Here is a 14,859-nt window from a genome sequence, read left to right as displayed (position 1 = left end):
GGACGACGCCGCCGCGACTCACCCGTCGAGCACGACGCCGACGAGCGGGACCGCGACGCCGACGACGTAGCCGGCGAGGTGCGCGAACACGTTGCTGCCGAACGGGACGACCACCAGCGACCCGATCACCCCGGCGACGGCGACGCTCGCGCCGGTGACGTACAGCAGCTCTCGTTCCGGGGCCAGGTCGAGCCCGACCACCCGCGGGCTGCCGACGCCGGCGTAGAGCCCGACGGCGACGAGGGCCGCGCAGAGCGCGAACAGGGACCCGACCGCCGGCAGCGACGGGAAGTAGCCGACGCCGCTCGGCGCGAGGTACGCGAGCGCGAGCGAGCCGAGCGCGGCCACGACCGACCAGCGGGCGTCGACGCCGACCGTCGGTTCGGCGTCCCCGTCGTTCCTGCCCTCGCCGCGCTCTCCATCCGCCCCGGCCTCCGTCGCCAGCGCGGCGAACCAGACGACGACCAGGTAGCCGAGGAGCGCGCTGTTCACGTCCGAGAAGCCGGCGGTCGGCGCGTTCGTCAGCCCGCCGAGCGCGACGATGGTCGCCCACGCCGACGCGAGCGGGACGACGGCGAGGTAAATCGCGGTCGCGCCGAGCAGCCGGTCGCGCCAGCCCGCGACGACCGAGAGGGGGTACGCGACCGCGACGAGCAGCCAGTAGTTGACGAGGTTGTCGAGGAGGTGCGCCGGGGTCGCGTGGACGAAGCTCGACGCGAACGCGGTCCACAGCGCCCACCGGCTCTCGAAGACTCCGCCGGTCGCGAGCGAGAGGTGCCAGGCGTCGGTCCCCGGCGTGAGGCTCACGGCGACGAGCAGCGCCGGGATGGGGACGGCGATCAGGAAGAGGTCCCTCGGCGGGCTCGACCGGACGGCCGCGCGGACGCTGGCGAGGAGGCCGCGGAGGGTGGGCGTGTCGGCGTCAGCGCGATCCCCGCTCGGCGGCCCGTCGCCGTCACGCGGGTCCCCCTCGCCGCCCATCGCTCAGGGGGTCGCCGGCCGCACCGTCTCCAGCGCGGCCGCGAAGTCGTCGCTCGTGATGCCGATCTCGTCGGCGTGGTCGTTCGCGGCCGCGCCGTGCTCGTCGGCGACGCGCTCGATGGCGACGAGGGCGGCCTCCCGGCACAGCGAGGCGATCTCCGCGCCGGAGTACCCCTCCGTCTCGTCGGCGAGGTGGTCCAGGTCCACGCCCTCGACGAGGGGTTTCTCGCGGGTGTGGACGTCGAGGATCTTCCGGCGCGCCTCGCGGTCGGGCTCGGGCACCTCGATGTGCGTCTCCAAGCGACCCGGTCGGAGCAGGGCGGGGTCGAGCGCGTTCCGCCGGTTCGTCGCCGCGAGCACGACGAGGTTCGGGTTGTCGCTGGCGCGGTCCAGCTCCGTCAGGAGCTGAGAGACGACGCGCTCGCCGACGCCCGAGCCGTCCCCGCCCGCGCCGTCGCGGTCGGCCGCGATGGCGTCGATCTCGTCGAAGAAGACGATCGCGGGCGCCGCCTGCCGCGCGCGGTCGAACAGGTCCCGGACCGCCTTCTCCGACTCGCCCACGTAGCGGTCGAGCAGCTCCGGGCCGGCGACCTGAATGAAGTTGACGCCGCTCTCGCCCGCGATCGCCCGCGCGAGCAGCGTCTTCCCGGTTCCCGGCGGACCGTGCAGCAGGACCCCCGTCGGCGGGTCGGCGTCGGCGGCCTCGAACAGCGGGCCGTAGGTCAGCGGCCACGTGACGGCGCGCTCTAACTTCTCTTTGGCCTCCGGCAGCCCCCCGACGTCGGTGAAGTCGGTGGCCGGCTGCTCGGCGACGTACTCCCGCATCGCGCTCGGCTCGACGTTCGCGTGGGCGGCCTCGAAGTCGGCCTTCGAGACGGTCACCTCGTCGAGGGCCCGGCTGTCGGACTCGCGGGCGCGCCGCAGCGCCGTCATCGCCGCCTCCTGCGTGAGCCCCTCGATGTCGGCGCCGACGAAGCCGTGCGTCCGGCTCGCGATCCGGTCGAGGTCGACGTCGTCGGCGAGGGGCATCCGACGCGTGTGGACGTCGAGGATCTGGCGGCGACCCGCCTCGCCGGGGACGCCGATCTCGATCTCGCGGTCGAAGCGCCCGCCGCGCCTGAGCGCGGGGTCGAGGGTGTCGACCCGGTTCGTCGCGCCGATGACGATCACGTCACCGCGGGCGTCGAGCCCGTCCATCAGCGAGAGCAGCTGGCCGACGACCCGGTTCTCCACGTCGCCGCCGTCGTCCCGCTTGCCGGCGATCGAGTCGATCTCGTCGAAGAAGATGATAGAGGGCGAGGCCTCGCGGGCTTCGTTGAACTTCTCGCGGAGTTTCTCCTCGCTTTCCCCCTTATATTTCGACATGATCTCCGGGCCGTCGACGGTGATGAACTCGGCGTCCACCTCGTTGGCGACGGCGCGGGCGATCAGCGTCTTCCCGGTGCCCGGCGGGCCGTGGAGCAGGACCCCCTTCGGCGGGTCGACGCCGAGCCGGGTGAACACCTCGGGCTCGGAGAGCGGGAGCTCGATCGTCTCGCGCACCAGCTCCAGCTCCTCGTCGAGCCCGCCGATGTCCTCGTAGGTGGCGCCAGCCGTGTGCTCCTCCGGGGGCGCGGTCCCGTCGCCCTTCGGGCGGGCGTCGGTCCCGGGCGGCGCGGTCGGAGCGGCGCGGTCGCCGGCCGACGCGTCGGGCGTGCCCCGACCGGCGCCGTCCGCGCCCGCGTCGCTCCCCGCGTCGTCGCCCTTGACGCCCTCACCGCCGGCGCCTCCGCCGTCCCCGTACGTCACCGACACGTCGGTCCGGTTCGTCACGCGGACCGTGCCCGCCGGGGCCGTCTCGGCGACGACGAACCGGAGCCCGCCGAGCCGCTCGACGTGGACCGCCTCGCCCTCGGTGACGGGGCGGTCGCGGAGGTCGCGGGCGAGCGCGCGCTCGACCACCTCCCGGCTCACGTCGACGTCGGCGAGGCGAGCGGGCGCGGCGAGCGCGACGCGGACGGCGTCCTCGACGGTGACGGGCGCGACGGTGACCGTGTCGCCGACCTTCACGCCGGCGTTCGCGCGGGTGTCGGCGTCGATGAGGACCGAGCCGTCGGTCGCGTCGGCGCCGCCGGGCCACACCTTCGCGACGGCGGCGCGCTCGCCGCGGACCTCGACGGTGTCGCCGCTGAGGAGGCCGAGCCGCTTCCGGGCGGATTCGGGGAGCCTGGCGATCCCCCGGCCCGCGTCCCGCTTCTCGGCGGCACGCACCGTGAGCCGGAGGCCTGCGGTGTCGTTCATACCCATCGTTCTCGCCGATGACCCTTTACCCTTGTCCGGCGCCGTCGGGAGCCGATTCATGAGCGTGGATGTGGTACAAACGGTCGGAGCGATAGCGACGATTGTTTATAAATAACGGCCGCGGTGGCGCGTGCCGGCGAGCGGCCCCTAGGGCCGCGAGTCGCACGCGCGAGGGAGTCAGTCGCCGGAGCGAAGCGGAGGCGACTGACAGGGCGAGAGCGAAGCTCTCGCTTGCAGCCGGACGTAGTCCGGCGACGAGGCTGGGGAGGTGTGAGGCTGCGGTGCTGTGCGGTGGGTGGGGACTCAAAGGGGCAGCCGCGAGGGCGGCGCAGACGACGTAAGCAGCGTGGCGCTACGCGCCACGGGCAGCCGGCGGCGAAGCCGCCGGCGACACCGCAGGGAGCGAACGGAGTGAGCGACCGAGGAGCGCAGCGAGTGTGCGACCGAGGAGCGCAGCGAGTGTGCGCCGCCCTCGCGGCTGGGGCTTTGGAGGTGTTCCCCGCATCACCGGCAGCTATTTATAAGCGAGCGGCTGGGGTTCTGAAGCCGTTCGTCGCAGCGTCGTCGATCGTTTATAAATACTCGACCGCAACATCCAGATTCACTTATAAAATATTGCTCTCCCGACCAGAGGCTCCGGAATCGCACGAGTACCGACCGCAACCCCCTTACCCCGCCCGGGCCCGCCTTGGAGTATGCAACCGACAGGGCACCTGCGCGGCGACGCGGTCCGCGTCGCCGGCGACGCCCGCCAGCGCTTCTACGACTCCCGGGGGTACGGGCGCCCGCTCGACGGGAACGAGATCGCGCTCTCGCGCGTCGAGGCGGCCCACCTCCTCTTCCGCGGCGACCTCTCCGGCGTCGCCCTCGCCCCCGACGCCGACCCCGTCGGCTTCGAGCGGTTCTTCGTCGAGAGCGCGGCGGCGGCCGACCGGTTCGCGGTGCGGTACCTCGTCTACTCCGACCTCCGCGACCGTGGCTTCTACCTCTCGCCCGCCCGCGAGCCGTGGCCCGGCGGGAGCGTCGGCGTCGCCGACGCGGTCGACTTCGTCGCCTACGAGCGCGGCTCGACGCCCGACACGGGCGACGTGAAGTACCCCGTGCAGGTCGTCGGCGAGCGCGAGTCGCTCCCCGCGGACGGGCTCGCCGGGCGCACCCTCGCGGTCGTCGACGAGGAGTCCGACATCACGTACTTCGCGGCGACCGAGGGGCGAATCGAGGGCGCGACCGACTACGACCCCCCGGACCGGCTCGACGGGGTGCTCCTCTCCGACCGCGTCGTCGTCTGGGACGCCCCCGAGGCCCTCTACGAGCGCGGCTTCTACGGCCAGCCGCTCACCGGCCGCGCGGCCGCCGTCGAGGGGGCGCTCCAGCTCTCCCTCGTCGAGGCCGCGTCGCTCGCGGCCGATGGGGTCCTCTCGCTGTCGGCGTCGGTCGGGACGGCGGGCGGGGCCTCCAGTGAGGCCGACGCGGAGCGAGACGGCCCCGCCGCGGAGCCCGACGGCCCCGCCGCCGCGGTCGTCGCCCGCGGCCGCGACGTGGAGGGCGAGCGCTTCGACCGCCGGCTCGCGGTTTATAAACGCCTCCGCGCGGCCGACGCCGTCCCGAAGACCGGCTTCAAGTTCGGCGCCGACTTCCGGACGTACCTCGACGTGGAGACGGTCGAGGACCTGCCGCACTCCGAGCACCTCGTGCGCGTCGTCGACGCCGACCACCGCTTCTCGCCCCGCGAGCTGTCGCTCGACGTGCGGCTCGCGGGCGGCGTCCGCAAGGAGATGGTGTTCGCGCTGACGGCGGTCGGGGACGACGGCGGTGACGGCCTCGGAAACGCCGACGACGCGGTCCGCGACGCCGACGTCGAATGGCTCTCGATCACGCGGTTGACGCCCTGACGCGCGAGCGGCCGACGCCCCGACGGGCGCCGGCGGGGCCACCCGCCGCCCCGGCGAGACGAGCGGAACCGTTTTCAGACGCCTGGTTCTCTTGCTGCCCATGAGCGAGCACTCCGTGTTCCCCTCCGACTCGGACGCCTACGACATCTCCACGGTCGACCTCGACGACGACCGCTACGAGGTCAAACAGTCGGCGATCCGGAACAAGTACACCGTCCGCGACGGCGCCGGAAACGTCGTCTTGCGCGGGAAACAGAAGATGTTCAAGCTGAAAGAGGAGTTCCCGTTCGTCACCGGCGACGGCGACGACGCCTTTTCGGTGAAGGCGGGCGGCGTCATCGACATCGGCGGGAACTACGCCATCGTCGATTCGGGCACCGGCGAGGAGGTCGTCGTCCTCGACGAGGACTACTCGCTGTTCGTCGAGAACTGGACGATCCGCGACCCGGAGACGGGGGAGGCGCTGGCGACCATCAAGTCGAAGAGCAAGCTGATGGCGGGGCTCCGGCACCTGATCTCCGTCGCGAACCTCGTCCCGAACAAGTACGAGATATTCGACGCCGACGGCGGCCACGTCGGCGATATCGAGGGGAAGTTCTCGCTGCGCGACGCCTACACGGTCACCATCGACGACGCGAGCGACGTGCCGAAAGAGGCGGTGGTCGCCGCCGCGTGCATCCTCGACGCCTTGGAGAACCAGTAGCGACCCCGCCCCGTCTCCTCGCTCCGTCCCCTCGTCCCTCGCACCTCGCTCCGTCCCCTCGCCCCGTCGCGCGAGCGCCGAACCGGTGCCGACGTGGTCCCGTGCGGCGCCTTCGGAAGAGGAAAGAGCTATACTCGGATGCCCCGAGCGTGACCCCATGCAGCTGCCCGAGGCGTTCGATCGGTCCATCGCCCTCCGTCAGTCGATCGTCTACGTCGCGGCGTTCTGTACGGTCTTCGCGATTTTCTCGTACTTGGCCGAGGGAAGCGTCCCGCTCGGCGTGGCGACCGGGTTCGTGATGGCGGCCGCCCTGATCGGGTTCTACGCGTGGAACGGGGAGCTGGGCGTCCCTCCCCAGGAGGAGTGACCCGCCCCGAGCGACCGGAGGGCCTCGGGTTGCTTACTCCCCGCCCAGCTTCGTCTCGCCGACGGCGTCGTGGCCCTCGATGACCTCGGTGCCGCCCATGTACGGGCGGAGCGCCTCGGGGACGGTGACGGTGCCGTCGTCGTTCTGGTAGTACTCCAGGATCGCGACGACGATCCGCGGGACCGCGAGCCCGGAGCCGTTCAGGGTGTGGAGGTAATCGGCCGACTCGTGGTGCTCCTCGCGGTACCGAATCTGCGCGCGGCGCGCCTGGAAGTCCTCGAAGTTGGAGACCGAGGAGACCTCCAGCCAGCGGCCGCCGCGGTCGGGTCCCTCGTCCATGTCGTCGGCGGGGGCCCACACCTCGATGTCGTACTTCTTCGCCTGCGTGAACCCGAGGTCGCCGGTGCACATCTCCAGGATGCGGTAGGGGAGCTCGAGGCGGCGCAGCACCTCCTCGGCCTCGTCGACGAGCCCGTCGAAGCGCTCGTCGCTCTCCTCGGGCCGGACGAAGTTCACCATCTCCACCTTGTTGAACTGGTGGACGCGGACGATCCCGCGCGTCTCGGTGCCGTGCTCGCCCGCCTCCTGCCGGAAGTTCGGCGTGTACGCCTGATACTTGAGCGGGAGGTCCTCGCCGAGCAGGATCTCGTCGCGGTGGAGGTTCGTCACGGGCACCTCCGCGGTCGGGAGCAGCCAGAGGTCGTCGTCGTCGTACTCGTCCTCGTTCGTCCCCTCGACCCGGTAGGCGTCCTCGGTGAACTTCGGGAGCTGTCCGGTACCGCGCATCGACGCCGAGTTGACGGGGATCGGCGGGAACACGTCCGTGTACCCCTGCTCGCGGTGGACGTCGAGCATGAACTGGATCAGCGCGTGCTCTAACCGGGCGCCGTCGCCCTTCGCGACGTAGAAGCCGCCGCCGGCGACCTTCGCGCCGCGCTCGAAGTCGAGGATCTCGAGGTCCTCGCCAAGGTCGTAGTGGGGCTCCACGTCGGCCGGGAGCTCGCGGAGGTCGTCGAACCCCTCGCGGCGCCGCTCGACGTTCTCCGACTCGTCGGCGCCGACCGGCACCGACTCCTGCGGGATCTGGGGGAGCTCGAGCAGCGACGCCTCCAGTTCGGCCTCAAGCTCGTCGGCGCGCTCCTCGACCCCTTGGAGCTCCGACTTGAGCTCTTGGGAGCGTTCGATCGCCTCTTGGGCCGCCTCCTCCTTGCCGGCCCCTTTGAGCTCGCCGATCTCCGAGGAGACCTCGTTGCGTTCGTGGCGCAGGTCGTCCCCGCGGCTCTTCAGCTCCCGCCACTCCTCGTCGACGTCGAGTATCCGGTCGAAGTCCACGTCGACGCCCTTGTTGGCGAGCGCCTCGCGGACGACCTCGGGGTTCTCCCGGACGAACTGTCGAGACAGCATTTATCGGGGATTCCGCGGGGCGACTCAAAACCGTATCGGAGCGTCGGTATCAGTTGGCACGGATCGCAGGGCGGGCTCGGCGGGGGCGGTCTAACCTAAAAATCCCGAGGGCGGAACTCACGAGAGCGAACGGCCGGATCGCCGTCTCAGGGGATGAACGCGAAGTTCGCGACCACCATGAGGAGCGCGAGTCCGGCGACGACAACGCCCATGATCCGCATCATCAGGATCCGCGTGTCGCTCGGCTCGATCCGCTGCGTCGAACCGTCCGGCGAGCGCGTCTGCCAGGAGGTCATGCGTCGGGGGAACGCCGCCATCGCCAGCGCGCCCGCGGCGACGAGGAGGGGGACGGCGACGAAGAACAGTCGGAAGGGTGCGGGGAACATGTCCGAGCGATGGCGACGCGACTCAACAAAATCTTACGGTGTCGACGGACGCGCCGTCAGTACCCGCCCGGCAGCGCCATCCCGACCGCGAGCGCGACCAGCGGCACCGCGGCGACGACCGCGTACCACAGCCCGGCGGCGACGAGGACGGCCCACGTCGAGGCGCCGTAGCCCGTCGGGTCCCAGTCGACGCCGAGCCGCGGGAGCCCGGCCGCGGCGACCGCCGGGGCGACGAATCCCACGAGGACCCCGCCGAACAGCGCGGTGTCGAGGAACCCCTCGCTCCAGCCGGGACCGGCCGAGTCGACGAGCGCGACGGTGAGGGCGACGCCGGCGAGGTACGGGACCGAGAGCGCGAGCGCGACGCCGACGTACGAGGGGAGGAGCCGCCCCGCCGGCGGGAGAGCGCGGAACAGCGCCCGGAATCGCGCCGCGATCAGGAAGGGCGTCCAGAGCACGGCGGCGACCGTTCCGGGGAGGGCGAACAACGCGATCAGCGAGAGCCAGCCGATCGCCGTATCGACGACCGCGGGGAGGGCGGCGACGCTGGCGGGACCGAGGGCCATACGCCATCTCTCGTCGGACGTGTCAAACGCTTTGTGGTGACTCGAACCACACGGTTTAAGCGGCGCGCCGCGAGCGCGTACCCATGCTCATCACGGGCGCGGAGCTGGCCGACGGGCGAGTCCGCGACGTTCGGATCCGAGACGGGACCATCGACGCGGTCGAACCGACGAGCGCGGGCCTCGACCCGGACGCGGGCGAGCGCGTCGTCGACGCCCGCGGGCGCCACCTCCTGCCCGGCGCCGTCGACGTGCACGTCCACTTCCGCGAACCGGGCGGGAGCCACAAGGAGACGTGGACCTCCGGCTCGCGGAGCGCCGCCGCCGGCGGCGTGACGACGGTCGTGGACCAGCCGAACACCTCGCCGCCCACGGTCGACGGCGACGCCTTCGACGAGAAGGCAGCGCTCGCGGCCGAGTCGCTCGTCGACTACGGGATCAACGGCGGCGTCACGGGCGAGTGGGACCCCGAGGGCCTGTTCGAGCGGCCCCTGTTCGCGCTCGGGGAGGTGTTCCTCGCGGACTCGACCGGCGACATGGGGATCGCCGTCGACCTGTTCGAGGACGCGCTCGCCGAGGCCGCCGCCCGCGACGTCCCCGTCACGGTCCACGCGGAGGACGAGACGCTGTTCGACGAGGGCGCGCTGGAGGGCGACCTCGGCGGCGCCGGCACCGCGGCGACGGCCGACCCGTGGTCCGCCTACCGGACCGCCGAGGCGGAGGTCGCCGCGGTCGAGCGCGCCCTCGGCGCCGCCGCCGAGAGCGACGCGCAGGTCCACATCGCGCACACGTCGACGCCCGAGGGGATCGACGCGGTCGTAAAGGCCCGGGAGGAGGCGGGCGCGTCGGGGGACTCCGTCGCCCCGCCCACCTGCGAGGTCACCCCGCACCACCTCTTCCTCTCGCGCGAGAACGCCGGCCGGCTCGGCACGTTCGGCCGCATGAACCCGCCGCTCCGGTCAGAGGAGCGCCGCGCCGGGGTGTTCGAGCGCCTCCGCGACGGCGACGTCGACGTCGTCGCCACCGACCACGCGCCCCACACGGTCGCCGAGAAGCGTCAAGGGCTCGCCGAGGCGCCGAGCGGCGTTCCGGGCGTGGAGACCCTCTACCCGCTCCTCTTAGAGTCCGTGCGCAAGGGCGATCTCGCCTTGGAGCGCGTCCGCGACGTGGTCGCCGCCAACCCCGCGTCGATCTTCGGGATCGGCGCGAAGGGGCGAGTCGCCGCGGGCACCGACGCCGACCTGGTCCTCGTCGACCTGACGAACCCGCGCGAGGTCGAGGCGGGCGCGCTGCACAGCGCCTGCGGCTGGACGCCGTTCGAGGGGTTACAGGGCGTCTTTCCGGAGCTGACGCTCGTCCGCGGCGAGGTCGTCTACGAGCGCGACCCCGTCACGGGCGCCGAGTCGTTCGGCGAGCCGGTCGGCCGGAACGTCCGGGAGTCGTAGAGATGGCGGAGCCGGACAGAGATCGAAGCGACTGACGCCCGTGTCTGCGGACGACGGCTGACGCCCGTGTCTGCGGACGACGGCTGACGCCCGTAACCGCGGCCGATATCGGACGTGTACGGGGACGACACCTCGGCGGAACGCATATGCCGTTGCTATCCTAAGCGGGGCCATGTCGATGATCGTGGGTACCTCTGTCACGGGGGGTGGGACGCCCACACAGACGGGTCGGGTCGCGCCGCCGGGCCGACCCGCGCGGCCGGGTCGGACCGATCGGAGCGACCGGACCGCCGCGAGACGGGCGCCGACATGACCGACGCCGCGGGGACCGGTCCGGGCGGGGCCGACGCCGACGGAGGGAAGGGAGACGGACACCGGCCGATGGCACCCGAAGAGGTCGCCGCGCTCGCCGAACGCGTCGCCGACAACGTCGAGGAGGTGATCGTGGGAAAGCGGGCCGCGGTCGAACACGTCGTGGTCACGGTCCTCGCCCGCGGGCACCTCCTCGTGGAGGACGTGCCGGGGGTCGGGAAGACCACGCTCGCGAAGGCGGTGTCGCGCTCGATCGACGGCTCGTTCAAGCGCGTCCAGTTCACCCCGGACCTCCTCCCGGCCGACGTCACCGGCGTCAACGTGTTCAACCGGCGGACGGACGAGTTCGAGTTCCAGCCGGGCCCCGTCTTCGCCAACGTCGTCCTCGGCGACGAGATCAACCGGGCCCCGCCGAAGACGCAGTCGGCCCTGCTCGAGGCGATGGAAGAGGAACAGGTGACGACCGACGGAGAGACCCGGGCGCTCCCGGACCCCTTCTGCGTGATCGCCACGCAGAACGACGTCGAGCCCGGGCAGACGTACGAGCTCCCGGTGGCCGAGGTCGACCGGTTCACGAAGAAGATCCGGCTCGGCTACCCCGACACCGACGAGGAGGCCGAGATAATCGGGCGGATGGCGGGCGACCACCCGGTCGACGCGGTCGAACCGGTCGCCTCGATCGAGGACGTGCGGCGCGCCCGGGCGGCGGTCGCCGACGTCGACGCGACCGAGCCGATCCGGGAGTACATCGCGCGGCTGGCGACGTACACGCGGCGGAACGCCCGGCTCGGCGTCAGCCCGCGGGGGAGCCTCGCGCTGCTCCGGGCCGCGCAGGCGCGGGCCGCGCTCGACGGCCGCGGGTACGTGGTCCCGGACGACGTCCAGGCGGAGGCACCGACCGTGCTCGCGCACCGCGTCCGCTCCGACTCCGGAACCGACGGGGAACAAGTGATCGAGGACGCGCTGAACCGGACGAGCGTGGAGTGATCGCTCATGACGTCGCCGACCCTCACCCGTCGCGGTCGCGTCGTCGCCGCGGTCTGCGTCGTCGGCGTCGGCATGGCGCTGGCGGCCGGCGGGCGGTCGCTGGAGGCGGTCGTCCTCCCGAGCGCCGTCGCGCTCGCGGCGGGGTACGTCCAGCTCGCCCGGATAGACGAGCCCGCGGTCAGGCGGACCCTCCCGTCCGAGGGGTTCGTCGGCGAGGGCGGCGAGGTCCGCCTCGCGTTCCGCGGTCGCGGGACGAACGGCGCGGTGTCGCCGACCTACGTCGCCGACGTCGACGACGGGCTCGACGACGGGCTGGAGGGGCCGCCGGGGCCGGTCCGCACCTCCGTCGGCGACGCCCCCGCGACGTACCGCGTCCGCTACCGGCGCCGGGGCGAGCGGCGCTTCGGCCCCGTCACGGTGACCGCGAGCGACGTGTTCGGGCTCTTCGAGCGCCGGACGGTCGTCGAGGAGTTCGACACGGCCCTCGCGTACCCGGCGTGTCGAGAGATTCCGCCGTGGCTCCGGCGAGCGCTGTACGCCGACGACGCCGTGGGAGCGAGCCGGCGGCGCGAGGAGTTCGACCGCCTGCGCGAGTACGCGCGCGGCGACCCCCTCCGCGACGTCCACTGGCCGGCGACCGCGAAACACGACGAAATCGTCGTCAAGGCGTTCGCCGCGGAGACGGAGCGGGGTCGGGTGGCGATCGCCGGCGAGGCCGGCGGCGGACGGGAGAGCGCGGGCGGGCGGAAGAGCGCCGGCGACCGAGCGCCCGCCGACGCGCTCGCGAGCGCGGCCGCCAGCCTCGCGCTCGCGCTGCTGGACGACGGCGTGCCGGTCGACCTGACGCTCCCCGGCGGCGAGGTCTCGGTCGATCCGGGCCGTCGGGGGCGTCGGGCCGTGCTCGAGCTGGCCGCGCGGACCGGTCCCGGATCGGGCGGCGTCGAGGAGGCGGACGTCCGCGTGGTCGCCGACGAGAGCGGCGCCCGGTACCGCGTCGACGACCGGGCCGTCGCGTTCGGCGACGTCGCGGGAGGGACGGTCGGCAGGGCGGTCGAAGAGACAGTCGGCGGGGCGGTCGGGGAGACGGTCATCGACGCCGCGAGTGACGTTGCCGACGAGGCGACCACCGAGGCGTCCGTCCCGCGGGAGCGAGACGAGGTGATCGGCCGATGAGAGGGCCGTCGCTCGGCGACCGCGGCGGGTCTGACCGGGGCGGAACGTTCCGGAGCCGCGGCCGAGGCGGGTCGGACGCGGACGGGAGATCCGCCGTCGACGGCGGCCTTCGCGGGTGGCTGCGGGCGGTCGTCGACCCGCCGGTGGTCGGCGTCGCCGTCGTCACCGCGGCGTACCTCTCCGTGTTCCTCGCCGCGACGGACGTGGTCGGGGGGACCGGCCGGACCGCCGCGGCCGTCGTGCTCGCCGGTGCCGCCGGCTTCGCGCTCGCGCGATACGTCGGCGAGCGGGCCGCGCTCCGGCTGACGGTCGCCCTGTTCGCCGCAACGCTGGCCGGGTACTACTTCGCGATCCCGGCGAGTCGGCGCGCGGTGTTCTCGGTCGGTCGGGTCGCGGTCGACGTGGTCTCCCTGTTGACCGGGCTGTCGATACTCCGCCTCGCGCTCGCGGACGTGTGGGTGCTCGCGATCGCGCCCGTCCCGACGTTCCTCGTCGGCTACCTCGTCGGCCGCGGGCGACACGTCTCGGCCGCCGGGGTGGCCGGGGGCACGCTGGGGTTCCTCGTGCTCACGGGGGACGCGGGCGGGACGGCCACGCTCGCCGGGGTCGTCGGCGTCGCGCTCGCGGCGGGGCTCTCGACGCTGTCGATGCCGGGCGGGATCCGGGACCACGGCGACACCCTCGCCGCGGTGTTGGCGGCGATGATACTCGTGAGCGCGACGCTCACTCTCCTGCCGGCCGGCGCGGCCCAACCGTGGGGGCTCGACCGCGGCACCCCGACGCTGGAGTCGTCGCTCGACGCGGACGACGAGGTGGCCGTCGTCGGCCCGACGCGGCTCTCGCCCGAGGTGCGCTACACGATCGAGAGCCCGGTCGCGGCGAACTGGCACGCCGGCGCGTACGACACCTACACCGGCGACGGCTGGGTGCGGTCGGGCGAGCAGTCGCCGCTGGAGGGGCCCCTCGACGGGCCGCCGGGCGACGCGACGGCGGTGAACACCACGATCACCGCTGAGACGGCGTCGCCGTCGCTGCCGGCGCCGTGGCAGGTCGTCGACGTGCGAGGGCCCGCGGCGCAGACGGCTCGGGTGGACGAGCACGGGACGCTCCGGCTCGCCGAGCCTCTGGGCGCGGGCGAGTCGGTCACGGTCGAAAGCCGAGTACCCGCCGCCTCCCCCACCGAGCTGCGGAACGCGGGCACCGACTACGACCGCGCGATCGAGGAACGGTACACGCAGCTCCCCGAGAGCACGCCGGACCGGGTCGGCGAGCGCACGGAGGAGATCGTCGCCGCCGCCGGCGCGGAGACCCCGTACGATCAGGCGGTCGCGATCGAGCGCTACCTGCGCTCGGAGTACGAGTACTCGCTGACGGTCCGGAAGCCCGACGGCGACGTGGCCGACGCGTTCCTCTTCGAGATGGACGCCGGCTACTGCGTCTACTTCGCGACGACGATGGCCGCGATGCTGCGCTCGCAGGGGATCCCGGCGCAGTTCGTCACCGGGTATTCCGAGGGCGAGCGGGTCGGCGAAGACGAGTACGTCGTCCGCGGGCAGGACGCCCACGCCTGGGTGAAGGTGTACTTCCCGGAGCACGGCTGGGTCGCGTTCGACCCGACCCCGGCGGCCGAGCGCGACGAGGCCCGGACCGCGCGGCTCGCCGACGCGCGAGCGGCGGGCGACGAGGACGTCGACGTGCCGGCCTCCGAACCCGGTGAGGCGACCCCGGAGATCGTCCCCGAGACCGAGGGGGACTCGACCGAGGAAGCGAACGACGGCAACGCGACGGCGGCGACCGGCGACGGCGCGGCGGGGGACGACGTGGCCGCCGAGAGAGGGGCCGCGCCGGGGCAGGGCGCGCTCACCCGCGGCGCGGTCGCCGGCGAGCCCGGGGCGGGCGGGAACGACTCCCCGCTTCCGTCGGTCGAAGCGGTCGCGTACTGGCTGTTCGCGGCCGTGATCGGCGTCACCGGCGCCCGGCGGTTCGGCGTCGGGGCGCGGGCACGCCGCGCCGTCCGGCTCCGGCTCCCGCGGGTGCGGCCACCGTGGAGTCGCGCCGACCCGACCGCCGACGCGAAGCGGGCGTTCGCCGACTTGGAGCATCTGCTGGCCCGTCGCTATCGGGAGCGCCGCGCCGGGGAGACCCCGCGGGCCTACCTCGACGCCCTCCGGCTCCGCGGACTCGACGAGCGTGCGCTGACCGTGGGCGAGGCGTACGAGCGGGCGACGTACGCCGGGACGGTGACGCGCGCCGAGGCCGACGAGGCGCGCCGGACCGTCCGTCGGCTGGCGCTGAAGGGGACGCCGGTCCTCGGGTGGCTGTTCGCCTGACCCGCTCGCGCCGCCCCGCGGCTCCGGTGCCGGACG

At 73.2% G+C, this 14,859-nt stretch carries 12 protein-coding genes; 7 read left to right on the top strand and 5 right to left on the bottom strand.

All coding sequences use genetic code 11. The features are described from left to right. Window positions 1-18 precede the first annotated feature (18 nt). Window positions 19-981 (bottom strand): rhomboid family intramembrane serine protease, encoded by a 963-nt coding sequence (locus Hrr1229_RS12080; RefSeq protein WP_123112661.1) that lies wholly within the window; start codon window positions 979-981, stop codon window positions 19-21. A 3-nt stretch (window positions 982-984) separates the two neighbouring features. Beyond that, complete coding sequence (locus tag Hrr1229_RS12075; RefSeq protein ID WP_123112662.1) at window positions 985-3,261, bottom strand: AAA family ATPase; 2,277 nt, start codon at window positions 3,259-3,261, stop codon at window positions 985-987. Between the two features lie 695 nt (window positions 3,262-3,956). Between Hrr1229_RS12075 and endA the strand changes: the two genes are divergently transcribed. The 3 genes from endA to Hrr1229_RS12060 all read left to right on the top strand — a co-directional run bounded on the left by endA (window position 3,957) and on the right by Hrr1229_RS12060 (window position 6,223). Beyond that, on the top strand, window positions 3,957-5,153 hold the full coding sequence (gene endA / locus Hrr1229_RS12070) for a tRNA-intron lyase (protein WP_123112663.1): 1,197 nt from the start codon (window positions 3,957-3,959) through the stop codon (window positions 5,151-5,153). Window positions 5,154-5,253: 100 nt separating this feature from the next. Next, complete coding sequence (locus tag Hrr1229_RS12065; RefSeq protein WP_123112664.1) at window positions 5,254-5,856, top strand: hypothetical protein; 603 nt, start codon at window positions 5,254-5,256, stop codon at window positions 5,854-5,856. Window positions 5,857-6,013: 157 nt separating this feature from the next. Next, window positions 6,014-6,223: a hypothetical protein gene (locus Hrr1229_RS12060; protein WP_123112665.1), complete on the top strand. Its 210-nt coding sequence runs from the start codon at window positions 6,014-6,016 to the stop codon at window positions 6,221-6,223. Between the two features lie 33 nt (window positions 6,224-6,256). On the opposite strand, the gene serS is transcribed toward Hrr1229_RS12060, so the two are convergent. The 3 genes from serS to Hrr1229_RS12045 all read right to left on the bottom strand — a co-directional run bounded on the left by serS (window position 6,257) and on the right by Hrr1229_RS12045 (window position 8,579). Then, window positions 6,257-7,627 carry a serine--tRNA ligase gene (serS, locus tag Hrr1229_RS12055; RefSeq protein WP_123112666.1) on the bottom strand — a complete coding sequence of 457 codons (1,371 nt, stop codon included), beginning with the start codon at window positions 7,625-7,627 and terminating at the stop codon, window positions 6,257-6,259. Window positions 7,628-7,773: 146 nt separating this feature from the next. Then, window positions 7,774-8,013 (bottom strand): hypothetical protein, encoded by a 240-nt coding sequence (locus Hrr1229_RS12050; RefSeq protein ID WP_123112667.1) that lies wholly within the window; start codon window positions 8,011-8,013, stop codon window positions 7,774-7,776. A 56-nt stretch (window positions 8,014-8,069) separates the two neighbouring features. Then, complete coding sequence (locus Hrr1229_RS12045; protein ID WP_123112668.1) at window positions 8,070-8,579, bottom strand: hypothetical protein; 510 nt, start codon at window positions 8,577-8,579, stop codon at window positions 8,070-8,072. 83 nt (window positions 8,580-8,662) lie between these two features. On the opposite strand from Hrr1229_RS12045, the gene Hrr1229_RS12040 reads away from it, so the two are divergent. The 4 genes from Hrr1229_RS12040 (at window position 8,663) to Hrr1229_RS12025 (ending at window position 14,823) form a co-directional block, all read left to right on the top strand. After that, window positions 8,663-10,021 (top strand): dihydroorotase, encoded by a 1,359-nt coding sequence (locus tag Hrr1229_RS12040; RefSeq protein WP_123112669.1) that lies wholly within the window; start codon window positions 8,663-8,665, stop codon window positions 10,019-10,021. A 309-nt stretch (window positions 10,022-10,330) separates the two neighbouring features. Beyond that, complete coding sequence (locus Hrr1229_RS12035) at window positions 10,331-11,320, top strand: AAA family ATPase (RefSeq protein WP_123112670.1); 990 nt, start codon at window positions 10,331-10,333, stop codon at window positions 11,318-11,320. A gap of 6 nt (window positions 11,321-11,326) precedes the next feature. Next, entirely contained in the window at window positions 11,327-12,493 is a 1,167-nt protein-coding gene (locus Hrr1229_RS12030; protein ID WP_123112671.1) for a DUF58 domain-containing protein, read from the top strand. Further along, window positions 12,490-14,823: a transglutaminase domain-containing protein gene (locus Hrr1229_RS12025; protein ID WP_123112672.1), complete on the top strand. Its 2,334-nt coding sequence runs from the start codon at window positions 12,490-12,492 to the stop codon at window positions 14,821-14,823. Before Hrr1229_RS12030 ends, Hrr1229_RS12025 begins: the two co-directional genes overlap by 4 nt. Window positions 14,824-14,859: the final 36 nt, after the last annotated feature.

It is taken from the genome of Halorubrum sp. CBA1229 (genome assembly GCF_003721435.2).
In the GTDB taxonomy this organism is placed as follows: domain Archaea; phylum Halobacteriota; class Halobacteria; order Halobacteriales; family Haloferacaceae; genus Halorubrum.
Note: the sequence above shows the minus strand (reverse complement) of the source record. Positions and strands in the feature narration are given on the sequence as shown.

What these genes read in the sequence shown, in the direction of transcription:
- serS (WP_123112666.1), bottom strand. Translation starts at nt 7,627, where the DNA reads ATGCTGTCTCGACAGTTCGTCCGGGAGAACCCCGAGGTCGTCCGCGAG.
- Hrr1229_RS12050 (WP_123112667.1), bottom strand. Translation starts at nt 8,013, where the DNA reads ATGTTCCCCGCACCCTTCCGACTGTTCTTCGTCGCCGTCCCCCTCCTC.
- Hrr1229_RS12075 (WP_123112662.1), bottom strand. Translation starts at nt 3,261, where the DNA reads ATGAACGACACCGCAGGCCTCCGGCTCACGGTGCGTGCCGCCGAGAAG.
- Hrr1229_RS12045 (WP_123112668.1), bottom strand. Translation starts at nt 8,579, where the DNA reads ATGGCCCTCGGTCCCGCCAGCGTCGCCGCCCTCCCCGCGGTCGTCGAT.
- Hrr1229_RS12060 (WP_123112665.1), top strand. Translation starts at nt 6,014, where the DNA reads ATGCAGCTGCCCGAGGCGTTCGATCGGTCCATCGCCCTCCGTCAGTCG.
- Hrr1229_RS12035 (WP_123112670.1), top strand. Translation starts at nt 10,331, where the DNA reads ATGACCGACGCCGCGGGGACCGGTCCGGGCGGGGCCGACGCCGACGGA.
- Hrr1229_RS12080 (WP_123112661.1), bottom strand. Translation starts at nt 981, where the DNA reads ATGGGCGGCGAGGGGGACCCGCGTGACGGCGACGGGCCGCCGAGCGGG.
- Hrr1229_RS12025 (WP_123112672.1), top strand. Translation starts at nt 12,490, where the DNA reads ATGAGAGGGCCGTCGCTCGGCGACCGCGGCGGGTCTGACCGGGGCGGA.
- Hrr1229_RS12065 (WP_123112664.1), top strand. Translation starts at nt 5,254, where the DNA reads ATGAGCGAGCACTCCGTGTTCCCCTCCGACTCGGACGCCTACGACATC.
- Hrr1229_RS12040 (WP_123112669.1), top strand. Translation starts at nt 8,663, where the DNA reads ATGCTCATCACGGGCGCGGAGCTGGCCGACGGGCGAGTCCGCGACGTT.
- endA (WP_123112663.1), top strand. Translation starts at nt 3,957, where the DNA reads ATGCAACCGACAGGGCACCTGCGCGGCGACGCGGTCCGCGTCGCCGGC.
- Hrr1229_RS12030 (WP_123112671.1), top strand. Translation starts at nt 11,327, where the DNA reads ATGACGTCGCCGACCCTCACCCGTCGCGGTCGCGTCGTCGCCGCGGTC.